This window comes from Hyphomonas sp. GM-8P (genome assembly GCF_003263315.1).
Classification (GTDB): Bacteria; Pseudomonadota; Alphaproteobacteria; order Caulobacterales; family Hyphomonadaceae; genus Hyphomonas.
Genome location: NZ_AWFE01000073.1, coordinates 1 through 12,477, shown reverse-complemented (window position 1 = coordinate 12,477; position 12,477 = coordinate 1). Strand labels below are relative to the sequence as shown.

The window sequence follows — 12,477 nt, the reverse complement described above, 5'->3', positions numbered from 1 at the left end:
TGAATTTCTACCCTGACACCTCTATTATAACCAGCAATTGCAGAAGGTTGTGCTACGTAGGGACGCGTATTGAACAGAACGATTTTGCGCTATGGTGTGCCTGAATACCGAATTTACCAGAAATGGAGATTTCAAGTGAATATCAAGGATATCAGCGTCTGCATGGCCTCACCTGACGGTGACAAGGCCGCATTTGATTTCGCACAGGCACTCGCCTCGGCTCACAATGCGCATCTGAGTTGCGCAGCTTTCACAGTATTGCCGCCGATGATCCTTGGTTATGGAGACGGATCAGCCGGTGAGGTCTACGCGTCAATACTCCAGCAAACGCGGGATACGATGTCCGGTGCCTGGGCCAAATTCGAAGAAGGTCTGAACGCTCAGGACCCGCCAGTGGAAATGCGCCATTTCGAGGCGTTTCCGAACCGCGTCGAAGCTCTCTCCGCAATGAATGCCCGTCACGCCGATATTGTGATTGTGCGCGCACCGGGAAAATCCGACGAACAGCCTCATGCGGATATGCTGGAAGGCGTGTTGCTGGGCGGTGGACGCCCAGTGCTGATCGTGCCGGAGAATTGGTCACGCGCAACAGTCGGTGAGCGGGCGATGATCGCATGGGATGCAAGTCGGGAAGCAACCCGGGCCATGCATGACAGCCTGCTGCTTATGCAAGACGACGCCAAAGTCTGCATTGCGACAGTTGATGCGAAGCCAGGCGACACCAGCCACGGGGCTGGCCCAGCCTGGGATGTCGGCGCACACCTTGCCCGGCATGTCGGAGATGTTGAAGTCCGCAATGAGGACAGCATTGGACGATCTACGGCTGAAGCGCTGATGGATGTCGCGACCTCCTTCGATGCGGACTTGATCGTAATGGGCGGATATCGTCACTCTCGTCTGCAGCAGGCGTTCCTGCCGGGCGTGACCCGCACCCTTTTGCGCGAGGCTAAAGTGCCTCTGCTCTTGTCGCACTGAGGGGGATCGAATGAAAAAAGTTGCGCAGGGCGATCGAGCCTTTGATCTGACAATCGATCCAGAGGTCGCATACCGGATCGCGGTGCTTGCCCAGTCCTATCAGGGCGAGGGCATCATGCCGATGGAAGAAGACGATGTGGTCGATAGTGATATCGGAGATGATCCGATCACGGATGTCGATGCTATCGCTGATGAGGCAGAGAAGCCTCATGCGAACCTGCTCGATGATGAGCTTGAGGGGCTGATCCGTGGACTCAATGTCGATGCCAAGCATGACCTGCTTGCGCTCATTTGGGTTGGGCGGGGTGACTATGAGGCCCGGGACTGGGCATCGGCTCGCCGTGCGGCCCGCGAGGCTGAGCCTTTTGATGTTACAGACTATCTGGAAGAGTTGCAGATGGGCAGTGACTACATTGAGAATGCGCTGGAGGCGATGGGGTATTCGCCGCCGGACGAGTTGTCCTGAAGCCGTAAGGGAGGTTGGCAGGAATGGATTCATTGCCGCCTCCCAATCCGCTTGCGCCGATTTCAAGGGAAATCTGGCTGAAAAAGTACAGGTTCCGCGACGAAGCATCTATTGAAAATACCTGGAGCCGCGTTGCAACCGCAGTCGCTTCGGCTGAACCTCGTAACCAGAATTACTGGGCCGGTCGGTTTATGGCACTGCTGTCGGACTACCGGTTCCTGCCGGGAGGGCGAATCCTCGCCAATGCAGGGACGGGTCGAAACGCCACCTTGCTTAATTGCTTCGTCATGGGGGAGTTGGACGATTCCATCGACGGTTTGTTTTCGGCGCTGCGGGAAAGTGCGATCACGCTGCAGGCCGGTGGCGGAATAGGTCTCGACTTTTCACCGATCCGGCCGGCCGGGGCGGCTGCAGTTCGTACCGGGAACATTGCGAGTGGTCCGGTTTCCTTCATGCAGCTTTGGGATGCGATGTGTGAGACCATGACGGCAGATCGCGCCCGCCGGGGGGCCATGATGGCTGTGCTGCGCTGTGACCACCCTGATATCGAGGCTTTTGTCGAAGCAAAGAAAGAAGCCGGTGCACTATCTCGCTTCAATGTGTCTGTGCTTGTCAGCGACAATTTCATTCGTGCGATCGATGCAGATGCGGAGTGGCCACTTTTGTTTGAAGGAAAGGTCGTCCGCACTTTGAAGGCAAGGGCGTTGTGGGAAAAAATACTCTGTGCGGCTTTTGAGACGGGTGAGCCGGGGATATTGTTCATCGATCGCATCAACCGGGAAAACAATCTCGGTTATGTGGAGACGATTCATGCCTGCAATCCCTGTGGGGAAGTTCCTTTGCCGCCTCATGGCGCATGCGATCTGGGCTCGGTAAATCTGACGCGCTTCATTCACCGGCCTTTTGCGCCGGAAGCAGATTTTGATTTTGGCGGCGTCGCGGAGACCACCCGCTTGGGTGTACGCTTTCTGGACAACGTGCTCGATGTTTCGCACTATCCTTTGGAGGAGCAGGCGCAGCAGGCTCATCAAGGGCGCCGTGTCGGGCTTGGCATCACCGGGCTGGCGGACGCATTGATTATGCTGGGGCTTGCCTATGATAGCAATGATGGGCGGGAGTTCACCGCGCGTGTCCTCGGAACCATGCGCAATGCTGCTTATGAAGCGTCTGTAGGGCTTGCAGAAGAAAAGGGCAGTTTCCCTCTGTATAAAGAGGGGGAATTTCTGGATCGCCCTTTCACCAGGCGCCTTCCCGACTTCATAAGGAACAGAATTCAGAAAAATGGGATCCGCAACAGCCATTTGCTTGCGATCGCACCGACCGGATCAATCAGTTTGCTGGCAGGCAATATTTCCGCCGGGATCGAGCCGGTGTTTGCGTCATCGGTCAGTCGGCGCATGCGCCGGGACGATGGTGGGTTTGATGCGACAGTTGTAGAAGATTTTGCCTGTCGGCTCTGGCGGGAATCGGGCGAAGACGGTCTGCCGCCTGCATTTTTTACTGCGGGCGAGTTGTCACCAGATGCCCATCTGGCGATGCAGGCTACAGCGCAGGATTTCGTCGACAACGCGATATCCAAGACCATCAATGCCAACGCGGCGATGCCTTTTGAGGCGTTTGAGAAAGTATATCGAACTGCCTACGATCTCGGGCTCAAAGGATGCACGGTGTATCGGCAAGGCAGCCGGGGAGAAGACATTCTTACGCCCGTATATGAAGGTGCTTGGTGTACATCGGACACTTGCTGATCGTCTTGGCCTTTCAAGGGTGTAATGATGTGATGCTAGGCGTTCACCCGAAGCAGGACTAAAGTACCTCGACTGAATGAAAGGGACTCACATGTATTTGCGGCGCTCCGGACTCCTCGCTTCAGGCCTTTTTGCAGGCTTTGCCATTTTGACGGCATGTAATTCCACGCCGGCAAATGATGCTGAAGAAAGTGTCGCTGTTGCACCTCAGCCAGAAGAGGACGGAGAACAGTTTGCCTATGACAGCAAGATCAAGGTTGGCAAACTGATCGCGGAAACACGCTGCTCCACCTGTCACGCGATCGGGTCGACCGGTAACAGCCCTCATCAGGATGCCAAACCCTTCCGGCAATTGTCCGAAAACTACCCGGTGCGAAATCTCGAAGAAGCGCTCGCCGAAGGGATCGTTGTCGGTCACCCCGACATGCCGATGTTTGTGCTCAGCCCTTATGAGATTGATGCGCTGATTACCTATCTTGAAAGCATCCAGGAACCGCACCCGGCCTGACTTGGGCTCTAGTCGCTACGTGTCGGATCGTTTGTTGTCTCTGTGGACAAGTCCGGGTCAACCGTCACGCCCGTCACCTGACGCTCGAGCATTCTGACAATGGGCGGTGGCCAACTGCCCTGATGAAGCGTGTGCAGGATGATCAGATTTTCCCTGTCGGCATGCGTGCGCCGTTCATTATGAAGGACATAGTCCATCCAGCGTCCGAACCGGTACTTTTCGATCCAGACCTCCGGATCGCTTAGATCCCGAACCAGGGCCCAATTGCGGGCGCCATCCCGGAGGCGTACGCGGCGGCTTTCATTCATGGCCGCCAGGAACCGCGGCACGTCTTCCTCACGGATGCGATAGTGTACAGCGATGTGGACCGGCCCTGCGCGCGGTTCGACCGGCACTTCCACGTCCGGAACCTTCCAGCGGCCGACAAGTTCGAGGTTCAGGTCCTGCACTTCCGGCAGGCGCATGAAAAAGCCTACAACAAGGCCGACAGCCTGAATGGCTGCCATCATCAGGATCGCTTCTGCAATTCCGTGCAGCTCCGCGAGCCTGCCGCTCATCCAGCTTCCCGCAGCCATCGTGCCGAAGACGCACATCTGGTAGAGCGACAGGGCGCGTCCGACCACCCAGCGTGGTGCGGACATCTGTACGGTCACGTTCATGGTTGCCATTGCGAGCAACCAGCCCCAGCCAAACACGATCAGTCCCAATACGGTGAGCAGGAGCCAGGGGCTGAGCGCGATCACGACGGCACCTGCGATCATGGCCGACACCGTCAGGCGGATCGTCGCCTCATTCGTGAGGCGTGCCCGCACTGGCCGGTTTGATAGAGCGCCCATGACGGCCCCGACCCCGAAGGAGCCCGACAGGATACCGAAGGTCACAGCGCTGCCGCCCACCAGGTGACTTGCCACGAGCGGCAGGAGCGACGGCACGCTCGCCGCGGCAAAGCCAAACAGCGTCGCCCGGAAGAGGACCCGGCGGATGGGCGGGGACAGGACGACGTAACGGACGCCGGCCGTCATCGCAGCTCCCAGATCCTCGCGCAGACTTGGCTGGGGCGGTTTCTCCGGGCGCCAGCGGAACAGGACCCAGATGATCCCGAGATAACTGAAGGCGTTGACCGTGAATGCGGCGGCCGACCCAAAGGCCGCTACGATTGCGCCACCAAGTGCCGGACCTGCCGTCCGGGCCATATTGAAGCCCATGGAGTTCATCGCGACGGCACCGGCAATTGTGCCGCGTGGCACAATATCGCCGACGGTTGCCTGCCAGGAGGGCGCATTCATAGCAGTGCCGCACCCGATCAGAAAAGTGAATCCGAGCAAGGCCCATGGTGTCAGGTGCCCGAACCAGGCGAAAACACAGAGCGCAACCGAAAGAATGAACATCCAGCTCTGGCAGGCGAGCATCACAAGACGCCGCGGATAATTGTCTGCAATCGCGCCGGAGAGAAGCGCCAGGATCATGATGGGCAAGGTGACGGACGCCTGCACGAGGGCGATTTGCGTCTTGGTCCCCCCGAGTTCCACCATCAGCCAGGCCGCGCCGACGCTCTGAATCAGACTGCCGAATTGGGACGCTACATTCGCCACCCAGATCCGCCTGTAGAGCGGAATGGAAAAGGGCGGTGGGGCGGAAGTGTCTGGCATGATGTCCGGGGATGAATCTCAGCAACCAATCGTGGGAGGGATTGCCGCCGTGTTCAAGATGCCGATTTCAATGAGGCAGCAGGTGGATCAGCTGGTTTCCATGGAAGCATAATATGCTTGCCAGCATTTGCGGCCGGTTTCGTTGTAGCGCACCATTGTGTCGACCATTCGAAGGAAGGCGTCCTGATCGCTCAGCTCCGGCGGCAGCATTGGATCAAAGTTGATGGTGCGGATAACCGCCTGACCGATGAGGAGCGACTCTCGCGCCGCAATATCCTTTGGCAGGTTTGGCAAGCGTTCAAGGCTGGCAGTCATGGCTTCTGTCGCCGCTTTATAGGTCCGGGCGAGATCTTCCGTGCGCCAGAGCGTTTCCCAGCGCTCGCTGTTCGGAAGCGCGCGTTCAGTGACCCGAAGGATTGAGATGGCATCGTCGGCTCCAATGCCGATGAGGTCTGCGCGGTGATCATCCAGTTCGCGGGCCAGATTGGCAGGTCGAACCCAGTAGCTTGACTTTGTTTCCTTATAGCCTGACAGGCCAAGCGCTCTTTCACGGGCGCGCAACTGTTTTCGATCGGTCCGGCCAAGATGGCCTGTCATTGCAACGAGCCAGTCCCCCTTCCATGGCACAATGCGGCTGGACACATCTTTCCAGCCCTGGACGCGCCGTGTCAGTGCTCTCGAGTTTGGGCCCGGCTGGTAGACGCCGCGGCCCGGACTTTCCAGCAAGCCTTCTTTGAGAAGCCGGGTGACCGCGACCCTGAGAGTCGCTGGCTCTATATCGAACAGGGCGGCGGCATCGATGAGCCGGCCGATCGATTGCGGCGCCGAAAAGGCGCTGCTCATCAGCGACAGGACAAGCGCGCGGGGTGATACGTCCTTCGGATCGAGAGGCTTAAAATAATACACGGATTGACCAATAATGATAAAGTATGTAATAAATGATGAAAGAGTTCAATGGGAGAGAACCGACGTGACGAACCAGCTCAAATTATCCGATGTCCTGACGAAAGACGAGCTGCGTGATTTACGCAAGAAGTCGAACCTCAGGGCGTTCGTCACGTTGAGCTGGAACTGGGGGCTGATCGCTGCGGCTTTTGCCGTGGCGATTGTCTGGCCCAATCCACTGACCATTCTGGCAGGGATTGTCATTCTTGGCGGGCGTCAGTTGGGGCTCGGGATCATCAATCATGATTGTGCCCATCACGCGTTCTTCAAGAACCCGAAAGTGGATGAGTTTGTCGGCCACTACCTGGTCGGCGCACCGATGAATATCTCTCTGCCAGCTTACCGGGCCTATCACCTCAAGCACCACAAGTACGCCGGCACGCCGGATGATCCGGATATTGTGTTCGTGAAGAACTACCCGGTTTCAAAGGAAAGCTTGCGACGGAAATTCGTACGGGATTTCACAGGGCGCACCGGGTTTCGCGATACGAAGCGGAAGATCAGGAACTTCAGATTGTCGCGCAACTGGCCGTGGCTGACTTTCCACGTGTTGTTGTTGGGAACGCTGACATTGGCAGGGGCGCCATGGGCCTATCTGATGTGGTGGGCAGCGGAACTGTTCGTTTATCCGGCGATCGTTCGCCTTCGTCAGATTGGCGAACACGGCACAGCGAAGGATCGCACCCAGCTTGATCCGCGGCTGAACACCGGGACGACGACCGCTCCGTTCTGGCAGCGTGTGCTGATCGCGCCGAACGACGTGAACTACCATTTGGAGCATCACATGTTCGCTTCGATACCGCCTTATCGATTGAAGCGGCTGCATCAGATGCTGGCGTCACGCGGCTATTATGATGGATTTGAGTGTATCTCGAAGGATTATTTTGATGTCATTCGCCGGGCCGTGCGATCGGACGAAAAGCCAGCGATGGTACCTGCCGAATAGGACTTCCTATTCGGCGTCGCTGTCGGGGTTTCGCACCTGTATCAGGCCGTTCGACACCATGCTCATGACGATGTCGCCATTCTGATTGTAGATGGTCTGTTCAGTCTTCATCAGGCCCATTTCGGGGCGGCTTTTCATCCGGCGCTTACCGATCAGTTTTGACTCAACGCGCAGCGTATCTCCGGGATAGACCGGCTTTCGCCAGCGCAGCTCGTCAACACCGGGTGAGCCCAGCGATGCTGTCGGTTCCTGTGTGCTCCATCCTTCAACCATCATTCGCATGGCCATCGCCGCTGTGTGCCAGCCAGATGCGGACAGGCGGCCGAAATGGGTCTTCGCCGCTGCCTCGTCATCCAGGTGGAAGGGTTGGGGATCGTACTTTCCGGCAAACTCGATCACTTCCTCGCGGGTCACGTCATAAGTCCGTTCGGATTTCGTGACTGTGCCGATCACGAGGTCTTCGTAGTAGCGCATGAACAGGTTCCTTCAGGCCAAAAAGAAAGCCGCGCCTGAATGGCGCGGCTTGCGTTACGTCAGGCAAGAATGCCGGGCAGTAGCTTCGGACACTTTCGGTGTTCGAAGCTTGCTGTGTTAGCGTCCACCCATATGCGGTAGCTCGGTCGTCACCTGAACCGCGGAAGCTGTTGTCAGAGGATTCTTTGCCGGCGCCTTATGGAAAGCGGTCCACAGCATCAGGCTCGACGTGCAGAGCAGGTAGACGCCCAGTGCCTTTTTCAGCTTTGCGGAATCCAGGCTGTGGGCAAGTGCCGCACCGATCGGCGCAGTGATCATGCTCATCGAGATGATCGCCAGCATTGCGACAACGTTCACGTAGCCGATTGAGCCGAATGGCAGGCCGGTTTCACCCAGGCCGCTGATGATCGAGCCGATCGTGCCGGGCACGGCGATGATTGTGCCGAAGCCGGCCGCCGTTGCGATGGCCCGGTGCACTGGCTGGCCAGACAGGGTCATGATCAGGATGGCCGGTGTGCCGCCCCCAATGCCCAGCAGGGTGCAGAAGCCGCCGAGGAAGCTGCCAAGGCCGCCGCGGGCAACGCCCTTCGGCATCTCATCCGACACGGTGCGCTTGGACAGGATCGGGAAAAGGAAGTGCCAGGCCATGATGAACACGCCGACGCCGAAGATGATCTTCAGGGATTTGCCGTCCAGGAAGCGTGCGACGCTGAGGCCCAGCACGACACCCAGGACAACCCACGGCGCCCATTGCTTGAGGATATTGAAATCCACAGCCCCTCGCTTTGCGTGTGCCTGCACGGACCGGAGCGAGGTGAAGATGATCGTGGCCAGCGACGTGCCGATGGCGACGTGCATGATCTTGTCCTCAGACATCGGCTGTCCCGTTGTCGAGAGGAGGGTGAAGACGGCTGCGAGAGCCGGCACGACGACAAAGCCGCCACCGATTCCGAACAGCCCCGCCAGAAGGCCGGCAAAAGCACCGGCAACCAGCATCGACAGGATTAGCGGGAGTGCATCAGCTAACATTGTAATCACTCGGTTTCAGATTGGAAAAAGGATTGCTGTTGATCATGATCAGAACCGGACAGTCAGGGTCGCCTGGAATGTGCGCGGGTTCAGCGGGCGGAAGAAGGCTGAGCCGGCAAAGACGAACGCGGTCGGGACTTCCTCATCTAGCAGGTTATCGACGTTGAACCGCAGGCTGACATTCTCAGGCACGCCAAAGTCGTTCGGGCCACCGAGATCGAGATAGCCGCTGAGGACAGTGAAGCTGTCCATATCATAGCCGTCGTTGAACTGTGCGTTCCGCTCCCCTGTGTATTTGCCGGAGATATTGGCGACCAGCCAATCGGTCGGTTCATACGTCACACCGCCCGTGAAGAGCCATTCCGGGCTGTCAGGCAGGCCGGTGCCAGCAAAATAGTCGATCGTTCCGTCGAGATTGGTATCCGTATCGTCTTTGAGCTCGGCGTGGTTGTAGGTCAGGTTTCCATCGAAGTAGACCTTCCCGCCGAGGAAGTCGGGTTTGTACACTCCGGAGAGTTCGAAGCCATAGGCCTCAGTCTCACCGGCGCTGGTGTAAAAGGCTTCCGGTTGTTCAGTCGCCGGGTTGATCACGCTGCCAGCCACCAGGCGGTTATCGAATGTGGTGTAGAACAGGGCTGCCGACCCGTAGAATTGGGACCGATTGGTACGGATGCCGACTTCGTAGTTGGTCGACTCCTCACCTTCCGGGGCCGGGAGCGGATCCGTCGTCGGATCCGTGGTCGCGATGGAGAAGATGTCGTCTGCACCGCGCGGCAAGGCAAAGTTCTGCGAGTAGGATGCAAAGACCTGGTCGGTATCATTCAGGTCATAGACTGCCCCGACCATCGGCAGGAAGTTGTCGCTGTATTCGGCACCGACTTTCTGAGGGCCGAACACTTCATAGTCGTTATAATCCCGATAGCCGTCGAGCGAGTAGTCGATATTGAGACTTTTCACGCCGACTTCGACATTGAGCCGGTCATCCATCAGGCTGATCGTGTCTTTGAGGTAGAACTGCGTCGTCTTGCGGGTCGAGGTGTAGTCACGGCGATAATAAGCCACCTCGTCCCAGATCACATCGCCATCCGCTGAACCATTGGTCTTGTTCAGGCGCTGCTGGGTCCGGTCGTAGTCTTCGTCTTCGTACCAGCCGCCAAACTCGATCGTGTGGTTGCCGACTTCCCATTCGACACCAGCAACCAGGCCGGTCCGCGTGCCGCCGACTTCCGAAAGGCCATATTGAACACCTCGCGGGTGAACGACATCAAGGCCGGCTGCGACCTGGCGGTTATAGATGTTCAGCGAGTTGGAGTAGCTGTCCGGCGAGACCCCAAAGCCGTCTTTCTCTTCCTGATAGGCCGTCGCCGTCAGCATGACGCCCGGGGTGAGGTCCGTCTGGAAGTTGAGGGAGTAGAGCGTGTCATCGCGCACGTTAATGCGGTCTTCGTAGTAGCTGGTACAGCTCGAACCCGTGTTCAGCGGAGTGAAGTCCGCATCGTCGATGACATTGTCGCCGTTATAGTCATAAACGCCGGGCATCGGATTGATGCAGCTTTCCGGAAGCGTCGGCTGGTAGCCGTAGAAATAGTTGTTTTCGAACGTGGATTCTGGCCCGGACGGGGAGTCATAGTCGAAGAAGTCGTTATGGACGTATCCGAATTTCACGAACGTATCTTCGTCGAACTCGTACTTGATCTTGCCTTCGATGTGCTCGCGGTCGATCGTGCCGGGGCCGCGCCACAGGCTGCTGTCAGTCTTGGAGCGGCTGACATAGGCTGAGAGGCCGTTCCAGTTTCCGGATTCCAGCTTGATGAAGCTACGTTCGAGGTCATCATCACCGATCGTGTAGGAGATCATGCCGCCGGGCGTGTCGGATGTATCAACCGTATTGTAAGAGACGAGTGGGCCGAGCGACGCATAGCTTGGCAGAGAGACATCGCCTGCACCGGGGGATGCGACCACGGCGCCAAGGTTTTCGTTGTCCACATAACGGAATATCGGGCTGCCGCCGAAGGCATCGGAGCGACCCATCGGCACGCCGTCCAGCACGAAGCCGATCTGCTGCAGGTTAAAGGCCCGCACGGTAACCGAGTTGCCGAACTCGTAGAGGCCGAGCGCGCCGTCCGTCTGAACGTTGAAGCCCGGCAGGGACTCCAGCATTTTCAGGCCCGAGATGCCGCCGGGTGCTGACAGGAGTTCTTCGCGAGTGACTGCCACCGTGTTGGTCGCCTCGTCCTGACCAATGGCCGTGTCGGCGGTTGAGACGCGGCGGCCTTCAACGACAACCGCTTTCATGGTCGCTTGTTCTTCTGGCGGCGAGCCCTCCTGCGCGTGCGCGGCAGTCGTCATCGATGCCGCGATCAGCGAGGCAAGGCATATTCCGAATTTGAGACGTGTATTGAGGCGGCGCATCGCAATTTACTCCCGGCGACTTATTGAATCTGCGCGCAAGATGTCGGCGTCGCCGGGGTGCGGGAACTGCGCACAACCAAGTGAATGTGCTAAATGCCGAGTCCTGCCTGCATTCGGGCGTAATTGCCCAAAGCTGAGTGTTTCTTGTGCAATGCAAAACGCCGCGGGCGAGAACGGCGCGACTCGGGAATTAACCTTACGCTGCCTGTAGCGCGTGTTGCGCAATCGGGGGTTGCGCCATTGTCATTTGAAGTCGAGCGGCAGGGGTTAGTCGGGCTTTTCGGGTGTCCGGTCCCAGCTTTTAGACCAGTCGCTGAGCTGCATCAGGATGGTGCCCAGGTCCTTGCAGGATTGGGTCGGCTGGTAACCAGCGTCGCCAAGCTCCACCAGACCATTTTCACGCAACAGGGCAAGCCGCTGGTTCAGTACCGTCGGCGAGATCTGATCGCAGCGCTCTCGCAGGGCGCGGAATGTGAGCGGGGCGTCGCGCAATTCCCATATGATCCGCAATACCCACCTCTGACCAAGAATGTCGAGCAGGGCCATGATCGGCCGTTGTGCTTTTTTATCGCTCATTGGCATTTCAGCCCCTTGCGCTACGTAATAAGTAGCAATAAGTATCGCTACATAATATGTAGCAAGAAGGTGTTTGTCCAGTCCATAGGAGTTCAAATGACACGCAGTCCAGCTGCGCGTGCAGGTTCGCTCGCGCTCAATTCCGTCTCCGCAGGTCTGACCGGCGTGGTCGTTCTAATGATCTTCACCAGCCTGACGCTGGTGGAAGGCGCGATCTGATCCGTACCGGAACGAAGCTGTTCTTTTCAAAAATCAATCAAATTGGGAACTAAAACATGACACGTATTCAGCTCGTCACGCTGATCACCTCCGGCTTTGCCCTGGCGGCCTGCGCCAGTTCCGGTTCGAGCTATGAACCAGTGGCCGATGGTCCGACCGATGTGACCTATGCTGCGGACCTGGAAGCTTGCCAGGCTGTTGCGACTGACCGCAGCTATATCAACGGTGACACGCGGAACAACGCAATGATCGGCGCAGGTCTCGGCATGCTGGCCGGGATCGCAGACGATGACGTGAACGACACGGAAGGGGCCATTGCGGGCGCGATTGTCGGAGCAGTTGCCGGTGCCGGCGCAACGATGGTCGAAACGCGTGATGAGCGCCGGGACATCGTAATCGACTGCATGAAAGGCCGGGGCCACCCGGTTGTTGGCTAGTCCGATCAGGACGGGGCGCGTGGCGATGTATCCCCACGCTGCGCGTCCTTTTTTGGGAGGACATGAGCGGCTCGAGACATGGGTGACAGATTG

13 protein-coding genes are annotated in these 12,477 nt (G+C 58.0%); 7 read left to right on the top strand and 6 right to left on the bottom strand.

The window, feature by feature from the left end; genetic code table 11:
• Nucleotides 1-135 precede the first annotated feature (135 nt).
• The 4 genes from HY26_RS11140 (at nucleotide 136) to HY26_RS11125 (ending at nucleotide 3,697) form a co-directional block, all read left to right on the top strand.
• On the top strand, nucleotides 136-975 hold the full coding sequence (locus tag HY26_RS11140; RefSeq protein WP_051600206.1) for a universal stress protein: 840 nt from the start codon (nucleotides 136-138) through the stop codon (nucleotides 973-975).
• A gap of 10 nt (nucleotides 976-985) precedes the next feature.
• Nucleotides 986-1,441 (top strand): DUF3775 domain-containing protein, encoded by a 456-nt coding sequence (locus tag HY26_RS11135; RefSeq protein WP_112073624.1) that lies wholly within the window; start codon nucleotides 986-988, stop codon nucleotides 1,439-1,441.
• A gap of 23 nt (nucleotides 1,442-1,464) precedes the next feature.
• A complete protein-coding gene (locus HY26_RS11130; protein WP_112073623.1) occupies nucleotides 1,465-3,189 on the top strand; it encodes an adenosylcobalamin-dependent ribonucleoside-diphosphate reductase in 1,725 nt (574 codons plus the stop codon).
• A gap of 148 nt (nucleotides 3,190-3,337) precedes the next feature.
• Nucleotides 3,338-3,697, top strand: coding sequence for a cytochrome c (locus tag HY26_RS11125; RefSeq protein WP_233351604.1), 360 nt, complete (start codon nucleotides 3,338-3,340; stop codon nucleotides 3,695-3,697).
• Nucleotides 3,698-3,705: 8 nt separating this feature from the next.
• On the opposite strand, the gene HY26_RS11120 is transcribed toward HY26_RS11125, so the two are convergent.
• A complete protein-coding gene (locus HY26_RS11120; protein WP_034768397.1) occupies nucleotides 3,706-5,346 on the bottom strand; it encodes an MFS transporter in 1,641 nt (546 codons plus the stop codon).
• 87 nt (nucleotides 5,347-5,433) lie between these two features.
• The gene (locus tag HY26_RS11115; protein WP_233351603.1) at nucleotides 5,434-6,252 is read right to left on the bottom strand and encodes a hypothetical protein; all 819 of its coding nucleotides are present in this window, start codon (nucleotides 6,250-6,252) and stop codon (nucleotides 5,434-5,436) included.
• 64 nt (nucleotides 6,253-6,316) lie between these two features.
• Between HY26_RS11115 and HY26_RS11110 the strand changes: the two genes are divergently transcribed.
• Nucleotides 6,317-7,237: a fatty acid desaturase family protein gene (locus HY26_RS11110; protein WP_112073620.1), complete on the top strand. Its 921-nt coding sequence runs from the start codon at nucleotides 6,317-6,319 to the stop codon at nucleotides 7,235-7,237.
• Nucleotides 7,238-7,243: 6 nt separating this feature from the next.
• Here the strand turns inward: HY26_RS11110 and HY26_RS11105 are convergent, their stop codons facing one another.
• From HY26_RS11105 to HY26_RS11090, 4 genes are all read right to left on the bottom strand, one after another.
• Nucleotides 7,244-7,711 carry a MaoC family dehydratase gene (locus HY26_RS11105; RefSeq protein WP_034768408.1) on the bottom strand — a complete coding sequence of 156 codons (468 nt, stop codon included), beginning with the start codon at nucleotides 7,709-7,711 and terminating at the stop codon, nucleotides 7,244-7,246.
• 117 nt (nucleotides 7,712-7,828) lie between these two features.
• Nucleotides 7,829-8,740 (bottom strand): sulfite exporter TauE/SafE family protein, encoded by a 912-nt coding sequence (locus HY26_RS11100; RefSeq protein WP_081813198.1) that lies wholly within the window; start codon nucleotides 8,738-8,740, stop codon nucleotides 7,829-7,831.
• 48 nt (nucleotides 8,741-8,788) lie between these two features.
• A complete protein-coding gene (locus tag HY26_RS11095; RefSeq protein WP_034768409.1) occupies nucleotides 8,789-11,152 on the bottom strand; it encodes a TonB-dependent receptor in 2,364 nt (787 codons plus the stop codon).
• Between the two features lie 267 nt (nucleotides 11,153-11,419).
• Nucleotides 11,420-11,728, bottom strand: a complete 309-nt coding sequence (locus tag HY26_RS11090; protein WP_199288551.1) for a helix-turn-helix domain-containing protein — start codon at nucleotides 11,726-11,728, stop codon at nucleotides 11,420-11,422.
• Nucleotides 11,729-11,824: 96 nt separating this feature from the next.
• Between HY26_RS11090 and HY26_RS19360 the strand changes: the two genes are divergently transcribed.
• Nucleotides 11,825-11,947, top strand: a complete 123-nt coding sequence (locus tag HY26_RS19360) for a hypothetical protein (RefSeq protein WP_255342771.1) — start codon at nucleotides 11,825-11,827, stop codon at nucleotides 11,945-11,947.
• A 56-nt stretch (nucleotides 11,948-12,003) separates the two neighbouring features.
• Nucleotides 12,004-12,384 carry a glycine zipper family protein gene (locus HY26_RS11085; protein WP_112073618.1) on the top strand — a complete coding sequence of 127 codons (381 nt, stop codon included), beginning with the start codon at nucleotides 12,004-12,006 and terminating at the stop codon, nucleotides 12,382-12,384.
• Nucleotides 12,385-12,477: the final 93 nt, after the last annotated feature.

What these genes read in the sequence shown, in the direction of transcription:
- HY26_RS11120 (WP_034768397.1), bottom strand. Translation starts at nt 5,346, where the DNA reads ATGCCAGACACTTCCGCCCCACCGCCCTTTTCCATTCCGCTCTACAGG.
- HY26_RS11090 (WP_199288551.1), bottom strand. Translation starts at nt 11,728, where the DNA reads ATGAGCGATAAAAAAGCACAACGGCCGATCATGGCCCTGCTCGACATT.
- HY26_RS11100 (WP_081813198.1), bottom strand. Translation starts at nt 8,740, where the DNA reads ATGTTAGCTGATGCACTCCCGCTAATCCTGTCGATGCTGGTTGCCGGT.
- HY26_RS11085 (WP_112073618.1), top strand. Translation starts at nt 12,004, where the DNA reads ATGACACGTATTCAGCTCGTCACGCTGATCACCTCCGGCTTTGCCCTG.
- HY26_RS11135 (WP_112073624.1), top strand. Translation starts at nt 986, where the DNA reads ATGAAAAAAGTTGCGCAGGGCGATCGAGCCTTTGATCTGACAATCGAT.
- HY26_RS11095 (WP_034768409.1), bottom strand. Translation starts at nt 11,152, where the DNA reads ATGCGCCGCCTCAATACACGTCTCAAATTCGGAATATGCCTTGCCTCG.
- HY26_RS11130 (WP_112073623.1), top strand. Translation starts at nt 1,465, where the DNA reads ATGGATTCATTGCCGCCTCCCAATCCGCTTGCGCCGATTTCAAGGGAA.
- HY26_RS11105 (WP_034768408.1), bottom strand. Translation starts at nt 7,711, where the DNA reads ATGCGCTACTACGAAGACCTCGTGATCGGCACAGTCACGAAATCCGAA.
- HY26_RS19360 (WP_255342771.1), top strand. Translation starts at nt 11,825, where the DNA reads ATGACACGCAGTCCAGCTGCGCGTGCAGGTTCGCTCGCGCTCAATTCC.